Origin of the sequence: Corynebacterium pseudodiphtheriticum DSM 44287 (assembly GCF_000688415.1) — a bacterium.
Classification (GTDB): Bacteria; Actinomycetota; Actinomycetes; order Mycobacteriales; family Mycobacteriaceae; genus Corynebacterium; species Corynebacterium pseudodiphtheriticum.
Map to the genome: position 1 here is coordinate 53,805 of NZ_JIAH01000006.1, position 13,848 is coordinate 67,652.

At 53.1% G+C, this 13,848-nt stretch carries 19 protein-coding genes; 9 read left to right on the forward strand and 10 right to left on the reverse strand.

Annotation, left to right across the window (positions count from 1 at the left end; genetic code table 11):
• Positions 1-8: 8 nt before the first annotated feature.
• The 6 genes from O146_RS0103265 to rpmB form a co-directional block, all read right to left on the reverse strand.
• On the reverse strand, positions 9-830 hold the full coding sequence (locus tag O146_RS0103265) for an electron transfer flavoprotein subunit beta/FixA family protein (RefSeq protein WP_023019774.1): 822 nt from the start codon (positions 828-830) through the stop codon (positions 9-11).
• Between the two features lie 124 nt (positions 831-954).
• Positions 955-1,623: a TetR/AcrR family transcriptional regulator gene (locus tag O146_RS0103270; protein WP_021352149.1), complete on the reverse strand. Its 669-nt coding sequence runs from the start codon at positions 1,621-1,623 to the stop codon at positions 955-957.
• 222 nt (positions 1,624-1,845) lie between these two features.
• Positions 1,846-2,100, reverse strand: a complete 255-nt coding sequence (gene rpsR, locus O146_RS0103275; protein ID WP_021352148.1) for a 30S ribosomal protein S18 — start codon at positions 2,098-2,100, stop codon at positions 1,846-1,848.
• 15 nt (positions 2,101-2,115) lie between these two features.
• Positions 2,116-2,421, reverse strand: a complete 306-nt coding sequence (gene rpsN / locus O146_RS0103280) for a 30S ribosomal protein S14 (RefSeq protein WP_018121213.1) — start codon at positions 2,419-2,421, stop codon at positions 2,116-2,118.
• Between the two features lie 2 nt (positions 2,422-2,423).
• Complete coding sequence (gene rpmG, locus O146_RS0103285) at positions 2,424-2,588, reverse strand: 50S ribosomal protein L33 (protein WP_018121214.1); 165 nt, start codon at positions 2,586-2,588, stop codon at positions 2,424-2,426.
• 2 nt (positions 2,589-2,590) lie between these two features.
• Positions 2,591-2,827, reverse strand: a complete 237-nt coding sequence (rpmB, locus tag O146_RS0103290; protein ID WP_018121215.1) for a 50S ribosomal protein L28 — start codon at positions 2,825-2,827, stop codon at positions 2,591-2,593.
• A gap of 380 nt (positions 2,828-3,207) precedes the next feature.
• On the opposite strand from rpmB, the gene O146_RS0103295 reads away from it, so the two are divergent.
• The 5 genes from O146_RS0103295 (at position 3,208) to O146_RS0103315 (ending at position 6,282) form a co-directional block, all read left to right on the forward strand.
• Positions 3,208-3,471, forward strand: a complete 264-nt coding sequence (locus O146_RS0103295; RefSeq protein WP_023019772.1) for a type B 50S ribosomal protein L31 — start codon at positions 3,208-3,210, stop codon at positions 3,469-3,471.
• 19 nt (positions 3,472-3,490) lie between these two features.
• Positions 3,491-3,664 carry a 50S ribosomal protein L32 gene (gene rpmF / locus O146_RS0103300; protein WP_018121217.1) on the forward strand — a complete coding sequence of 58 codons (174 nt, stop codon included), beginning with the start codon at positions 3,491-3,493 and terminating at the stop codon, positions 3,662-3,664.
• Positions 3,665-3,939: 275 nt separating this feature from the next.
• Entirely contained in the window at positions 3,940-5,313 is a 1,374-nt protein-coding gene (locus O146_RS10940; protein WP_081820571.1) for a S1C family serine protease, read from the forward strand.
• Positions 5,314-5,366: 53 nt separating this feature from the next.
• On the forward strand, positions 5,367-5,960 hold the full coding sequence (locus O146_RS0103310) for a MogA/MoaB family molybdenum cofactor biosynthesis protein (protein ID WP_035000525.1): 594 nt from the start codon (positions 5,367-5,369) through the stop codon (positions 5,958-5,960).
• An 82-nt stretch (positions 5,961-6,042) separates the two neighbouring features.
• A complete protein-coding gene (locus O146_RS0103315) occupies positions 6,043-6,282 on the forward strand; it encodes a hypothetical protein (RefSeq protein ID WP_021352144.1) in 240 nt (79 codons plus the stop codon).
• Here O146_RS0103315 and mscL read toward each other — a convergent pair.
• The 3 genes from mscL to O146_RS10950 are packed head-to-tail and all read right to left on the reverse strand — an operon-like array spanning position 6,276 to position 8,332.
• Positions 6,276-6,737, reverse strand: coding sequence for a large conductance mechanosensitive channel protein MscL (mscL, locus tag O146_RS10945; protein ID WP_035000526.1), 462 nt, complete (start codon positions 6,735-6,737; stop codon positions 6,276-6,278). The two genes, O146_RS0103315 and mscL, sit on opposite strands and share 7 nt — an antisense overlap.
• A 37-nt stretch (positions 6,738-6,774) precedes the next feature.
• A complete protein-coding gene (locus O146_RS0103325; RefSeq protein ID WP_027017646.1) occupies positions 6,775-7,617 on the reverse strand; it encodes an SAF domain-containing protein in 843 nt (280 codons plus the stop codon).
• Between the two features lie 52 nt (positions 7,618-7,669).
• Positions 7,670-8,332: a 5-formyltetrahydrofolate cyclo-ligase gene (locus tag O146_RS10950; protein WP_051619233.1), complete on the reverse strand. Its 663-nt coding sequence runs from the start codon at positions 8,330-8,332 to the stop codon at positions 7,670-7,672.
• Positions 8,333-8,408: 76 nt separating this feature from the next.
• Here O146_RS10950 and O146_RS0103335 point away from each other — a divergent pair, with 76 nt between their 5' ends.
• The 4 genes from O146_RS0103335 to sepX all read left to right on the forward strand — a co-directional run bounded on the left by O146_RS0103335 (position 8,409) and on the right by sepX (position 13,105).
• Positions 8,409-9,380, forward strand: a complete 972-nt coding sequence (locus O146_RS0103335; RefSeq protein WP_021352801.1) for a UTP--glucose-1-phosphate uridylyltransferase — start codon at positions 8,409-8,411, stop codon at positions 9,378-9,380.
• Between the two features lie 37 nt (positions 9,381-9,417).
• Positions 9,418-10,722 (forward strand): molybdotransferase-like divisome protein Glp, encoded by a 1,305-nt coding sequence (gene glp / locus O146_RS0103340; RefSeq protein ID WP_021352800.1) that lies wholly within the window; start codon positions 9,418-9,420, stop codon positions 10,720-10,722.
• A 67-nt stretch (positions 10,723-10,789) separates the two neighbouring features.
• A complete protein-coding gene (locus O146_RS0103345; RefSeq protein ID WP_027017648.1) occupies positions 10,790-11,482 on the forward strand; it encodes a GNAT family N-acetyltransferase in 693 nt (230 codons plus the stop codon).
• A 105-nt stretch (positions 11,483-11,587) separates the two neighbouring features.
• Positions 11,588-13,105 carry a divisome protein SepX/GlpR gene (gene sepX, locus O146_RS0103350; RefSeq protein ID WP_027017649.1) on the forward strand — a complete coding sequence of 506 codons (1,518 nt, stop codon included), beginning with the start codon at positions 11,588-11,590 and terminating at the stop codon, positions 13,103-13,105.
• A 3-nt stretch (positions 13,106-13,108) separates the two neighbouring features.
• On the opposite strand, the gene O146_RS10955 is transcribed toward sepX, so the two are convergent.
• Positions 13,109-13,780 carry a DNA-3-methyladenine glycosylase I gene (locus O146_RS10955; RefSeq protein ID WP_081820555.1) on the reverse strand — a complete coding sequence of 224 codons (672 nt, stop codon included), beginning with the start codon at positions 13,778-13,780 and terminating at the stop codon, positions 13,109-13,111.
• Positions 13,781-13,848 lie beyond the last annotated feature (68 nt).

Below are 13,848 nucleotides of genomic sequence, written 5' to 3' on the forward strand. Positions count from 1 at the left end.
AGGGGCTCCTAAATAAGCTTGTTGCGCTCGAGGTATTCAAGAATCTTCGCAGCAGCATCACCGTCGTCGTGAACCTTGCTACCCGGCTGCCTAGGCGGTTTTGGGGCGACAGCTGTCATAATTGCTTTCGGATGCGAGAAATCCTCAGCGTCGACGCTTAAATCTTCGAGACTGAATTGAGTAATTGGTTTCTTCTTGCCGGCCATAATGCCTTTGAAATTAGGAAAGCGTGGGTCCGGGAAAGCGTCAGAGACGGAAACCACAGCTGGGCATGCTACTTCCAAGGATTGCACTGCAGACTCAGTGCGGCGGGATGCGCTAATACTGAGGTCACCGTCCGGTGCAGACTGTGCAAGCTGAATCGATGTTAAATGGCTGAGTACTGCCAGCTTCAGGTGCTCAGCGATCATAGCGGGCAGAGCACCGGAAGCGCCATCGCTTGATTCATTACCACAAATAATTAGGTCGTATTTTCGCTTCCGAAGGGCTGCGGCGAGTACCTCCGCGGTCGTTGTTAAATCAGCACCCACTAAGGTTTTGTCATGAACAAGAACAGCTTCATCAGCACCCATAGAAAGAGCCCGGCGAATTGAGTCTAGTGCGGCTTCGGGGGCCATCGATATAGCGTCGATGGTGATGCTCTCGTCGAGCTGATCAGAGTTTGATTCTCTAATCCGCAGTGCTGCTTCTACCGCGCGTTGACTACTTTCATCGAGAACCATTTCGACGTTGTCTGCGCCATCGTGACGTCGGATTAGTCCAGTTTCTAAATCGAGTTCCCGACGTTTGCTCGTGTCGGGAACTTCCTTAACAAGAACGGCTATACGCACGATTTATCCTCTCAGCTCTTTTCTTTGGTGCTATAAGAAGCTTAGATGCCAGTATTCCTACTTGCGTAACCGCCCAACGGCCAGGTTTGAATTCATCGTCGGCATAACAGAAGCAGGAAGCTCGTTATGTTTCTTCACTGGGAACGAGAAGATCCAAGGTGCGTTGTTCACGATCAGTGGGCAGTGGTGCTCCGAGCACAGAAAGGGCAGCGTCAGCGAGCATGATGGCAACTTCCGGTAGTTTGTCGCTTTGCAATGGCTGTGGAGCGATGCCATCATTCGGGCGCATTTCGATTGTGGAAAGGGCTAGATGGAAGGGCAAGTCTGCGCGGAGGTCTTGGCCGACGATCTCGGACGCGGACTGGCGGAAATATTCGGCAAGCCGTGCTTTCCTCCGATGATAATCGGCAAATTCTGGAGAGTTAGCGACAGGCAATTGGTAAAGTCGCCCAACATTCCAACGGCCGGAAAGCAAAATTCGGGATTCAGCGGCAACCAAAGCCCAAATACGTAATTCCACCGGGTTATCAGACGTCGATAAGAACTGCGCGAGCTTCAGTGAAGGCTCAATGGTTGAATTCAGTAAATTCAGGAAGATTTCAGCTTTTGATGGAAAGTGATAATACAGCGAAGCTTGGCGGATCCCGACAGCTTCAGCGATTTGATGAGTCGAGGTCATCGCGAATCCCTGCGTCGTAAATAGTTCCGCAGAAGCATCCAAGATTTCTTCGCGCGCGTTTGCACCGCGTCTACGTGGTCGGTTTTTGCGCGGACGACCGACGGTTCCTGTCATTCGAAACCTCCCTGTGTTGTGCTCAACCTTGTTTCTTGACCATGCGCCTTTCTCAGGCTTTGAAAACGTTGCCGGGCAATAATCCTCAAGATTACACAAAAGATGGAGTCAGACCGTCCTATGGTATTTAAGATAGCAAAACCCCGGTTCCACGTACTTGTTGATGTGAAACCGGGGAAGTAGAACTGATGGCTGCTGTTGTTGCCTTGTTCTAGCCCGTCTTTAGCGGGTAGTGAACGGCAGGAGTGCCATCTCGCGTGCGTTCTTGATCGCAGTAGCAACCTGACGCTGCTGCTGTGGGGTCAAGCCGGTAACGCGACGGGAACGGATCTTGTGGCGATCCGAGATAAACAGGCGCAAGGTTTCAGTGTCCTTGTAATCTACCTGAGAGATGCCGCGTGCCTTCAGAGGGTTCTTCTTAGGACGACGGGACTGTTCCATACGGAACTTCTTTTGATTATTGCGCTTCGAAGCCATGGTGGTGTCCTCCCTTTACCAGCTGGACTTACGAACGCCAGGAAGCTCACCGTTGTGGGCCATCTGACGCATACGGACACGGGACAAACCGAACTTACGCAGGTAGCCACGAGGGCGACCGTCGTGAGAGTCACGGTTACGAACGCGCACCGGTGAAGCGTCGCGTGGTTGCCGGTTCAACTCGAACTGGGCATCCAAGCGCTCTTCTTCGGACTTGGTTTGGTCTTTGATGATTGCCTTGAGTTCAGCGCGACGCTCCGCATAGCGGGCAACGATTTCCTTGCGCTGCTCATTCTTGGCGATCTTTGACTTTTTAGCCATTTCTATCGCTCCTCGCGGAATTCGACGTGCTTACGGGCAATCGGATCGTATTTCTTCAAGCTGATGCGATCCGGGTTGTTGCGCTTGTTCTTACGCGTCACGTAAGTGTAGCCAGTGCCCGCGGTGGACTTCAGCTTGGTGATTGGACGAATGTCATTACGGGCCATCGTTATACCTTCTCTCCCCGGGCGCGAATCTTCGCCACTACAGATTCAATGCCATCGCGGTCGATGATCTTGATTCCTTTGGTGGACACGGTCAACGTGATGGTCCGGCCTTCAGAAGGCAGGAAGTAACGCCGACGCTGCACGTTGGGGTTCCAACGACGCGACGTGCGGCGGTGCGAGTGCGAGACTTGCTTGCCAAATTCTGGCTTGCGTCCCGTTACCTGGCAAATAGCCGACATGGGTAATCTTTCTCCTAGCCGCCCACATCGTGACTGATTGCGACAACACTGCATCTGGATCCTTGAAATGTGAGGGTGTGAGGGTAAGAATCCACGGTGTTGTATATGACCAGTTGACGGGGCGTTTGCGAACATTTCGACAACAGCACTCAAAAACGTTACACCTTGCAGGCGGAAAAACCAAGTGTAGTGGATAGTTTTTCATAATTCGCTTATGGCTGTAAGATGTTCAGAGTTGTCCGTAATCGAACCCAACCTGGGTGCGATCTTCGGTGTTTTGCACTGCGTGGTGTGACTGACCTCTGTCATGCAGTGGGGAACGTCGCCGTAAGCAGTGGCCCGAAGAACCGGCCCAGTTACAAACCTTAGGGAATCGACAGATGAAAAAAGATATTCACCCGGATTATCACCCAGTGGTATTCCAGGATGCCGGTACCGGCACTCAGTTCTTGACTCAGTCCACCGCAACCTCTGACCGCACCACGGAATACGAAGGTAAGGAATATCCACTAATCGTTGTGGATGTTACTTCTGAGTCGCATCCGTTCTGGACTGGTGCACAGCGTGTCATGGACACCGCCGGTCGTGTGGAGCGTTTCCAAAACCGTTTCGGTGCTATGGCGCGCCGTCGCAAGAAAAACTAACAAAGGAGGGTAGAAGAAAATGGCAGTTCCTAAGTTTAAGAAGTCCCGTGCGAACACCCGCATGCGCCGTTCTCAGTGGAAGGCCGACAATGTCGCCCTCCAGGAAGTTAAGATCGACGGCCAGACCGTTCGTATCCCACGTCGTCTGGTTAAGGCCGCTCAGCTTGGTCTTGTAGACGTCGAAGAATTCTAAGCGTAGATTCAGTACAGAATTCTTTCGAAGTAGCCCGCAGCTTTCAGGCAGTACAAGTTCTTAGCTGTGGCTGATGCTTAACCCCAGGTTTCCCCTGCTCTAGCAGGGTGGACGCTGGGGTTTTCTCTATCTGTAGAACTCCTGTGAGTCTCCCTGGAGAAAGCTGCTACGCTGAATAGCAGGAAATACGGCAGAAGCAAATTTTTATAAATCCTGCAGAGTTTCAAAATAGCCCGTACAGCGATAAGACAGTCAGAGCATTCATAATGAACTCCATGAATAAACACGGATCCTTCGGCCGGCACGGTGAGCCTGGCGCTAACGAATCATCTTCCCCGCATCACTCAGCTTCATCTCCGTATTCTTCATGGAATAAGTCGCATCAGCAGCCCAATAATTTCTGGGGCCCAGGAGATGCCTCCGAACCTCACAGTGCCAATGAGGAAACGTTGCAATTCGACCGCCCAGGCGTGAATGCGCAACGATCCCCACAGTCCGTACAAACCGTACAAACTCAGGACCAGCATATTGCGCCGGTACATGCGCATCAAGCGGATCCCGTGCAAAAACCAAAGCGCACTATTGGACTCGTGCCTGCATTGGCTTTAATGTTGGTTGGCTCTATCAGCACTGGAGTTATCACGGGGGTTGTGACGTCGTCTAACTCGACGTCATCTAACCAACCAGCCACGTCAGTGTCTGAGAATTTGAGTCAACCGGTGTCGAACAACGCCCAGCCTGCTGTCGAAGGATCCGTGGAGCAGGTAGCAGACAAAGTTGTTCCCACTGTGGTTTCCATCCGCGTCGCTGATCAACGACAGGTTGCCGACGGCTCTGGATCTATTATTTCCTCGGACGGATACGTATTGACCAACCATCATGTTGTTGCGAATGGGCAGAATGGCCAGATTCAAGTCACAATGAGTGATGGTACTCGGCATGCCGCGGATTTCGTTGCTTCCGATGCAGCTACAGATATTGCTGTGATTAAGATTCGCGATGCTCATGACCTACCGACGATCGGGTTTGGTGACTCGGATGATATTCGTGTGGGGCAAGAAATTGTCGCTATTGGCTCGCCGTTGGGTCTGAGCTCGACAGTGACATCGGGGATTGTCTCAGCAGTAGACCGCCCAGTGCGCGCTTCGCAGCAAGGAGGGGAGTCGTCGCTGATTGACGGAATTCAAACCGACGCTGCGATTAACCCGGGAAACTCTGGTGGCCCCTTGGTGGACATGAACGGCAACTTGATCGGCATGAATTCAATGATCGCTTCACTTTCAGCCGGGAAGGACCAAGCCGGCTCCATTGGCCTAGGGTTCGCTATTCCATCTAATTTTGTGATGAGGGTTGCCCGGCAGCTCATTGAGACAGGCGAAGCGCGTCACCCACTGCTTGGTGTGCAGGTGGATGCGCGTAACCCGGTGAATGGCGCTTTGGTGCTTGGCGTGGAACCGGGCAGTCCGGCTGATCAGGCTGGGCTGGAGGTGGGAGATGTTGTCACCAGACTGAATGATCGACAGGTAGATGACTCTGACACCTTGATTGCAGCTACTCGTTCACATGAATTCGGAGAGACTGTCACACTGGAAGTAATTTCAGAAGGCGCCGATAAACCGAAAGAGGTAGAGGTAACGCTGTCGAACTAGTAAGTTACTAGATAGCATTAGTCAGCACCCCTCTAAACAGCACTGGAGCTTGAATGTCAGAAGACACTGATCTGCGCGCCACCCGCAATGCCCGGCCGTCGTTGATGGATCTGGACGATCCCGACGCTGAGTTTTTCCTTGCCGCCGAGAAAGAAGGGGATCTTCCTGCTTATCGACGTGCACTGGTGGTCATCGTTTCTGACCGCGCCCCGGATTCCTGGGATGATACCGGACGTTTGGTTACCGAGTTGTTGGCAGAAGACGATTTCACGGTTGACGGCATCGTCGTGGTTCGTAATGATCAGTCGGAAATCCGGCAAGCCATTGAAACAGCAGTGGTCGGCGGCGTCGATCTAGTAGTTTCGATCGGTGGTACTGGTGTAGGCGCGCGAGATTGCACACCGGAAGCTACCAGTAGCGTGGTCGATATGCGGGTTCCGGGCTTGGCTCAGGCTTTGCGATCTTCCGGTCAAGCCTGTGGTGCCGTGGATGCCTGTACCTCCCGTGGTATCTGTGGGATATCTGGATCTACAGTCGTGGTGAATCTGGCATCATCTAGGGCTGCGATTCGCGATGGCATGGCAACGCTGGGGCCACTGGTGCACCACCTGATCGATCAATTACAAAAACATTCGCTGGATTCTTAAGACCTTTGTCTAGGCGCAGCTAGACAAACAGAATTTGTAGCGACTATTGGTTGAACGATGAGTCACGAAACGGCGGTCTACAGTGAACAATGATTTAGAATCGAACAACCGCGGGCGGCGTCGGCGAACCAAGCGGATTTCTGATGCTCCGAACTATGATCGAACCGCCGAGCGTGAATTAAAAAATGGGTATGGCTTAGGCGCGGCTGTGTATGAGCCTGGGCGCAATGCCACAGCGAAGCCAGCAGAGCAGGCTTTCGCGAGTACAGGTTTTGATGAGTCTTTTTGGCGGGAACAACGCCCGCCGCACAGTGTCTACTGATCTTTGCTGGTCTCTGATTTTGTCGCCTGTGAGTTTGCAGGGGTGTGATCCCGCAATAAATCACGAATTTCTGCTAGTAGTTCTTCGGTAGTTGCTGCTGGATCTTTGTCGTCGCTGTTGTCGTCGTCGCTGCCAATGCCCAGGCTCCGCTTTCGAGCCTTTTCTAGCTTGTTGATTGGCATAATGATGAGGAAATAGACAATTGATGCAACGATGAAGAAATTGATGACAGCGGTGATGACGGCACCGAAGTCCAAAAAAGTCGCTTCGTTGTTCGGGTTCACATGGAAACCCAAACCAGAAACATCCGCGCTACCGAAAGAAGCGATCAGCGGGTTAATAATATGGTCCGAAACCGAAGTAACAATCGCGGTAAAGGCTGAGCCGATAATCACGGCAGTGGACAACTCAATGACGTTGCCGCGCATGATGAATTCTTTGAAACCTTGCAACATGAGTGCACACTTTAGCGCACACGATTAAGTGGTTCTATCAGTGAGCATCCCTTCCGGTGGCGCGTTCTCCAGTGAGAACTACCGTTAGTGGAGAAGCTAGAGAAGCTACTGCGACGCGTTGTGCTGCCGAGGCGGGTAGCGCCAGCATTACTGTAGCTCGGCTGCCTGCAGATGTGGCTTCCCGCGCTAGGATAACCCGTGCGCCTTCAGCAATGACAGTGTTGCTTTCGATTTGGCCGGGCCCGCCGGAATATGGCGAAATGCTGTTTCTAGCGTGGTCAATTCCAGCGTGGTCGATTGCATCGAGACCGGGACCGTTTTCTGCGCCGCGTTCTGCATCCCGGTGATCTGCCCCGAATGACGTTTGGGAGTTTCCTGATGCGTCTTCCGTAATAACGCTGACTGTATCGCCATGATTAAGCAGCGGAATTATTTCTGGGTCAGCCAAAGATATCGGGACCATGTGCACGGATTCAAGGCCCGGCTCTCCCGACTTTTCACCAGTGATCTCGTCTGAGTTCTTTCCATGGACCAACGTCGCGGTGAGCTCTGAACTAATGAAGCGTGCACTTGTTACTACCTCACCTGGTTGCGCGGCAGACACCGCGATGGTTCCCAACACATCTTCGGTGGCGGTGAACGCGCCTTCAGGAGTATAAGATTCGGGGCGTTCTTGCAGTTTTATATCGTTAATGGTGATCATTTGTCCGGCTTCGAGCGCGCCGGTAAACACCACCACTTTTGGATCGTTGCTTCGAGAATGCAGGGCCAGTATCGCAGCAGCGCAAACCAGCAGCATCGCTAAGATCCGGCGCAGCAATACGGAACGCTGGTGGCCAGGGGTGCGAAGTTGATGAAATAAGCGGGAAAAGCTTGGCATACTGCATTAGACTGCCGCTGAACTATGGCGGTTCCCGATGGAACCCTTCGGATCAAGAAATCGTGGTAATGCCGATTTCAGTGATTATCTTATTCACAGCACAATCGCGCTCATCGTGTGGCACAAACGGACGTACCTCTGTAGAAAAAACTACACCGACGAGTTCTGGCATTGCTTTTGAACTCGTCACCGCAGAAGAACTCGTATTGCTCGAACACGCTGTCCAGGCCTCGGCGATTGCGCGGTCATAGAAGCCAGCACCTTTTCCGAGCCGGTAGCCGGTATGGTCTATTGCTAAAGCAGGCAGAACTATGAGGTCAAGTGTTGGCAAACACTCTGTGCTGGAAATACCTTCGCCACGAGGTTCGGGGATAGGAAGTCTCGGATTGCGCACTGCGAGTGAATCCGGGCCATCGTATTGCGACCAGGATAGACGGAAACCTGGCTGGCAGATCGGAAGCCAAAGTTCATCTGTGTGAGATTCCAGAGCATTGAGTAAAGTTCCGGCTCCAGGTTCGTCGTCAAGCGGAACATATCCTGCGACTCGCAAAGGCTGCCCAGGGCATCGTAAGGACTTGAGAAATTCCGCTACGTTGTGGCTCAATGCTGCATTTGACTTCCGCCAGGTGTCACGGTTGTGCGCAGCGAGCTGTCGTGCCTGCTGGTGTTTATTGCGTAACTCGGTTTTTGCAGTGGCAAGTGGAAAAGAGCTCATAATAACTAGAATAGTTCTACAATGATTACGGAAAGCCGTAGCCAATTGGGGCCGGTAAACAGGTAGTGTTTTGGGCATGTCTCAAGATGCTTCCGGATTCATCCAGGATTCACCGCACAAGAACTCAGCGATCATCAACACTGTTGTCGTTCCAGCAGCAGGGTTGGGCACACGGTTTTTGCCGACGACGAAGACTGTGCCGAAAGAACTCCTTCCGGTAGTTGATACCCCGGGTATCGAAATGATTGCAGAAGAAGCCGCAGCGTGTGGAGCACAACGTCTCGCAATAATCACCGCGCCTAATAAACAAGAAATCATGCGGCATTTTGATGCGTTCCCAGCGCTAGTTGAGACGCTGCAATCACGGGGTAAAGACGACCAGGCCCATAAAGTCCAACGTGCCGGGGAACTTATTCAGCCTGTCGCTGTAGAACAGGAGGAACCCCTTGGACTAGGCCATGCGGTGGGATTGGCTTCTGAATTATTGGGTGAGCAGGAAGAAGCATTTGCGGTTATGCTTCCCGACGATCTCGTGCTGCCAATGGGAGTGATGGAAGAAATGGCACGGGTGCGAGCGCAGCTAGGTGGCTCGGTGTTGTGTGCCTTTGAAGTCGCTCCGGAAGAGACCGTGAATTACGGAGTATTTGACGTTGAAGCTGCTGACGACATCTCGGGGGTATCCGCAGAACGAGTACACAAGGTCAGAGGCATGGTGGAAAAACCAGATGCCGGGCAGGCACCATCGACGCTAGTTGCAGCTGGCCGGTATCTTCTGGACCGGGAGATTTTCTCCGCGCTGCGCCGCATCACCCCGGGTAAAGGTGGCGAATTGCAGTTGACCGATGCCATTGAACTGCTGATTCGAGAAGGCCATCCGGTGCACGTCGTCGTGCATCAGGGGACCCGCCATGATTTGGGAAATCCTGGTGGTTTTATCCCCGCGAACGTTGATTTTGGCTTGCGCAATGAGAAGTATGGCCCGACTCTGTATCGGAGCTTAAAGAAATTGTTAGCTGACTACGAACAAGAACAGGGGATTTCGGAATAATCCCGAAAGCCAGGAAGATCAGGAAGGTAGAGCAACTATGCGTTCGGTCGAAGAACAGCTTGCGCTGATTACTGATACGGCCATGACCCCGGAGCCGGTGCGCATAGCGATTACCGACGCTCTGGGCATGATGTGTGCCGAGGAAGTGCAAGCTAGCCAGCCACTTCCTGGTTTCCCACAAGCGGCGATTGATGGTTACGCGGTCCGTGCAGTTGATATTGGCGGGGAACGAGCGCTTCGTGCAGCTCCACCTCGTGGAGATACGGATTCTGTCGGTGATGCCCCTTTAGCACCTACGCCTCCTGCCGCGGAAAAATCATTGCCTGTGGTTGGGGAGGTCCCGGCTGGCTCGCGGCAGCCACTGCGTTTGCAGCCAAAACAGGTGGTGCGGGTGCACACAGGTGCGCCTTTGCCAACTCTTTCGGATGCTGTATTACCTCTGGAGTGGACAGACCGAGGCCGTAAACGTATGACGCCGTATCGGGCCGTGCGTTCCGGGGATTTTGTGCGGCGCGTTGGCGATGATATCCAGCCAGGCGATGTTGCGGTGTCTTCTGGCGCGATCTTGGGCCCGGCCCAGATTGGTTTGCTGGCTGCGGTGGGAAGGGAAAAAGTACTGGCCTATCCACGTCCGCGGGTGTCTGTTATCTCGTACGGACGGGAGCTGGTCGACGTTGATCGCGACCCTGGGTTGGGGCAAGTTTTTGATGTGAATTCGTATTCGCTCGCCGCGGCCGCGAAAGACGCTGGAGCCGATGTGCATCGCGTAGGAATCGCAGAAGGAGAGCCGCGGCGCATCAAAGAGATGCTGCAATCCCAAATCATGCGCAGCGAAATTATCGTGATTTCCGGCGCTGTTGGTGGTTCTGGTTCCCAGGTGATGCGCGAAGTACTCGAAGATCTCGGGGACATTGATACCAGCCGGGTTGCTATGCACCCAGGGTCTGTACAGGGATTCGGTTTGATCGGTGAACAACGGGTACCGGTCTTCCTATTGCCAGCGAACCCGGTTTCTTCCTTGGTAATTTTTGAAGTTTTTGTTCGGCCGCTCATCCGCTTGTCATTGGGCAAGGGGGCGGCGCACCGACGCTTGGTGCGGGCACGATCGATAAATCATTTGACCTCGCGTCCTGGCAGGCGGGGATATATTAGGGCTCGGTTAATGCGTGATGCACAAACCAGTGACTATTTGGTGGAAGGTTTGGGCGGAGCCACTGGCGCTCCCGCGCATTTGTTGGCTGGACTGTCACAAGCGAATGCAATGATTCGTATTCCCGAAGAAGTCGATGAAGTACGCCCTGGCGACGTCGTCGAAGTCATGTTCTTGACGCAGCGTGCATAAAAACTACGAGCCCTGCTGCATGGGGACGGCCATGCGAGATATTTTCGGCAGGACGAACTGAGTATTCATGCTGGATCCTTTCGGAATAGCTGCTAGCAGAACTAAGAAGCCAGCGCGAGGCACACCGCACCCTGTGCATCCTGGTTGGCCGGAATCTACTGCAGAAGTGCGGACGACGAGTGGACTTCGTGTTCGACTGCGTCCGCTGCGTCGTGGCGACGGTGCGGATTGGTGTGAGCAGCGGCTAGTTGATCAATCGTGGTTACAGCCGGTTGAACCGACGGCGATGCGAGGGTGGGAAGCTGCGCATACGAAAACTGCTTGGTTAGAGCACCTCCGTTGGCTGAATGTACAAGCCAGGCATGGGGAGCTCGTGCCATTTGTGATCGAGGTTGATGATGAGTTTGCGGGACAACTTACTTTAGGTGGAATCCAACACGGAACCGTGGCGAGCTGCTGGGTAGGGTATTGGGTGGCTTCTTTAATGATGGGTAATTCAGTGGCAACAGCTGCTTTAGCGCTCGGTATAGACCACGCATTCCAGCGCATTGGGGTGCATCGAATAACTGCCACGTATCTGCCGGATAATCCTGCTAGTAGGCAAGTATTGATGAACAATGGGTTCCGCGAGGAAGGCATTTTGCGCGGGTATCTACATATTGCGGGCTCGTGGCGTGATCACCAACAAGCTAGTTTGCTTGCCGACGATTACAGCACATTGGCGACTGCACGTTTGCGTGCGAGTGGAAAGTTGTTGTGAGTCTAGTCTTTTGCGGCGTGCCTGGCGGTTCAGTCACACACTTCCCATTAGTCTAAAACGATAACTAGCGCCTAGTTGCTTACTTCGGAAGGTGGCAATTTCCTCATGTCAACAACCCTGATCATTGTTTTGATCATCGTCGTCTGGCTCGTTGTGCTTGCGCCGTTGATCTTCCGTGGGCACAAGCCGATTCGTCATTCCGGCGAAGGCTTCAATGACACGCGCGTGGTCTTTTCGGGTGGCAAGGATGTGCTTAAAACCCCAATGCGACCGCGGATGGCCGGTGCACGTTCAGTCTCTGGTATTGATACTGAACCTGCTGCTGATTACGAACTGGTTGACGCTGAAGAATACGAGATCATAGACGAACCGTGGAATAAGCGCGCTTCCGCTGCCGAGACCCATGTTGGCGATAATGCTACCTCCAGCAATGAAACAGGCTTTGACAGCGTAGACGGCTCCGGGCATTCGAACACAAACGAAGCAGAAGTTATTGACGGCGAGCTGGTTGCTGACCAGGGCGAGTCCTTTTCCTCATCCGACGATGTTATTGATGGCGAACTCGTTGCTGATCAAGCGCATGGTTCTGCTAATGCCAAGGAACTGGGTGCAGAATTTGGTGTTGGCGAAAGAATTGACAATGAATCCGGTGCAGCTGCGGACGTTGCTTCTGAGTCAGTTGAAGAGGAAGCAGAACCTCAACCGCGCGTAATCATTTCGGAGCTGTCACCGGATGAGATGTATAGCCACGATGAGACCTATACTTCACCGGTGGATCTGTTGTATCCCGGCGTTGTTGATGCCGATGCGATGATTACTAAGAGCGCAGTAGAAGAATCCGCAGAAACCACGGCCAGTGAATCTGAGTCAGCCGAAGCGAATCCAGCCGAGATGAATCCAACTGAGGGTGCCGAAGCTGAAACTGATGATGCGGCTATGGCTGATGATGTTGTCTCCGGGGGATCGGATGCGGAGGGAGCATATTCGGTGGCATCTGCGCGTGCGGACCGGGAAGCAGAATTAACGCTGACTGAAGAAGAACTCGCTTTTGCTGCTCGTCGTTCACAGCGTGGTGGTTGGAATCCAGAGGCAGAACGCAAGTTGCAGGCACAACGTACGAAGCGTCGTCGTAATAATTTGGTGCTGTTGCTTGGGGCACTCGCGGTCCTGCTGGTCGTTGCAATACCAACTGGTGGTTGGTTCTGGGCACTGCCAGCTGTTACTGGTTTGCTTACCCTGTTGTACTTGCTTGCATTGCGTGGACAAGTACGACAAGAGCAGGAGCTGCGTGCCCGCCGCATAAGGCAGTTGCGCCGTGCGCGAATGGGAGTGCGCAACCGAGAAGATGACGAACACCGTCTGGACGAGCACAGACCTTTCGTCAATCCGAACTTGCGTCGCCCAGGTGCTGTGGTGTTGGAAATTGATGATGAGAGCCCGGATTTCGATGAGTTACGAACTATCGATCATCAACAGCTCAACGATGATCGCGGCGATTATGCTTCGCGTACGTTGTACCGGCAACAGCAAGCCAGCCGTGTCCCTGCCTTGCGTAGTGTTGCCCGCGACGGGTCACTTAACGCTGGTCGCACTGTCCGCACCCGTGGGCGCCGGGTGGTATAAGCCTTAGGACTCGGCCACCTCAGCTTGGCCTCTTGTGGCGTTTATGGCCGGGTCCCCGGGTGCAATTTCATATCTTATGAGCCCGAGGGCTTCGAGTAATGCGTACATCGATGTTGGCCCAACGAAGCTAAAGCCCTTCTTTTTTAACAGTTTTGCCAGCGCTGCTGATTCCTCGGATTTCGTCGGTACTTCATCTAAATGGCTATAGATGGTTATACGTGCCTCTGTCTCCGTTTTGTTTCTTGCGTCTTGCGGAGCACAAGAGCGAATGAGTTCTTCCAGCCCACCCGGGTAATCCGCATCCGTACGTAAATTGACACAAGCCTGTGCATTGCTGATGACTGCACGAATTTTGCGCTCGTTGCGGATCATCCCAGGATGTTTGAGCACGCGTTGCACATCTGTTTCCTGAAAAACTGCTAGGTGATCGGGATCAAAGTCTGCAAATACCTTGCGCAGGATTTCCCTGCGGCGCAAAATAAGTTCCCAAGATAAACCTGCTTGGAAACTTTCTAGACATAGCCGTTCAAAATAGGCTTGTTCACCATAGATTTCTCGGCCCCATTCAGTGTCATAATATTCTCGCAGTAAGTCGTTAGCACAGGCCCACGGTGGCCGGGTAATGCCATTACTGTCGATAAGCATGCCATTGCTCAGCGGGATTAGTTCATTCATAGCGTCTCCTTTGTTCATACAGAACAGTAAGCCACAGCGCTCCGGCTGGTTCCGGTTGTTAGTGTGTG

Bases quoted from the DNA above. Each gene is read 5' to 3' on its own strand.
- O146_RS0103270 (WP_021352149.1), bottom strand. From the start codon at position 1,623: ATGACAGGAACCGTCGGTCGTCCGCGCAAAAACCGACCACGTAGACGC.
- rpsR (WP_021352148.1), bottom strand. From the start codon at position 2,100: ATGGCTTCGAAGCGCAATAATCAAAAGAAGTTCCGTATGGAACAGTCC.
- rpsN (WP_018121213.1), bottom strand. From the start codon at position 2,421: ATGGCTAAAAAGTCAAAGATCGCCAAGAATGAGCAGCGCAAGGAAATC.
- rpmG (WP_018121214.1), bottom strand. From the start codon at position 2,588: ATGGCCCGTAATGACATTCGTCCAATCACCAAGCTGAAGTCCACCGCG.
- rpmB (WP_018121215.1), bottom strand. From the start codon at position 2,827: ATGTCGGCTATTTGCCAGGTAACGGGACGCAAGCCAGAATTTGGCAAG.
- O146_RS0103295 (WP_023019772.1), top strand. From the start codon at position 3,208: ATGAAAAAAGATATTCACCCGGATTATCACCCAGTGGTATTCCAGGAT.
- rpmF (WP_018121217.1), top strand. From the start codon at position 3,491: ATGGCAGTTCCTAAGTTTAAGAAGTCCCGTGCGAACACCCGCATGCGC.
- O146_RS10940 (WP_081820571.1), top strand. From the start codon at position 3,940: ATGAATAAACACGGATCCTTCGGCCGGCACGGTGAGCCTGGCGCTAAC.
- O146_RS0103310 (WP_035000525.1), top strand. From the start codon at position 5,367: ATGTCAGAAGACACTGATCTGCGCGCCACCCGCAATGCCCGGCCGTCG.
- mscL (WP_035000526.1), bottom strand. From the start codon at position 6,737: ATGTTGCAAGGTTTCAAAGAATTCATCATGCGCGGCAACGTCATTGAG.
- O146_RS0103325 (WP_027017646.1), bottom strand. From the start codon at position 7,617: ATGCCAAGCTTTTCCCGCTTATTTCATCAACTTCGCACCCCTGGCCAC.
- O146_RS10950 (WP_051619233.1), bottom strand. From the start codon at position 8,332: ATGAGCTCTTTTCCACTTGCCACTGCAAAAACCGAGTTACGCAATAAA.
- O146_RS0103335 (WP_021352801.1), top strand. From the start codon at position 8,409: ATGTCTCAAGATGCTTCCGGATTCATCCAGGATTCACCGCACAAGAAC.
- glp (WP_021352800.1), top strand. From the start codon at position 9,418: ATGCGTTCGGTCGAAGAACAGCTTGCGCTGATTACTGATACGGCCATG.
- O146_RS0103345 (WP_027017648.1), top strand. From the start codon at position 10,790: ATGCTGGATCCTTTCGGAATAGCTGCTAGCAGAACTAAGAAGCCAGCG.
- sepX (WP_027017649.1), top strand. From the start codon at position 11,588: ATGTCAACAACCCTGATCATTGTTTTGATCATCGTCGTCTGGCTCGTT.
- O146_RS10955 (WP_081820555.1), bottom strand. From the start codon at position 13,780: ATGAATGAACTAATCCCGCTGAGCAATGGCATGCTTATCGACAGTAAT.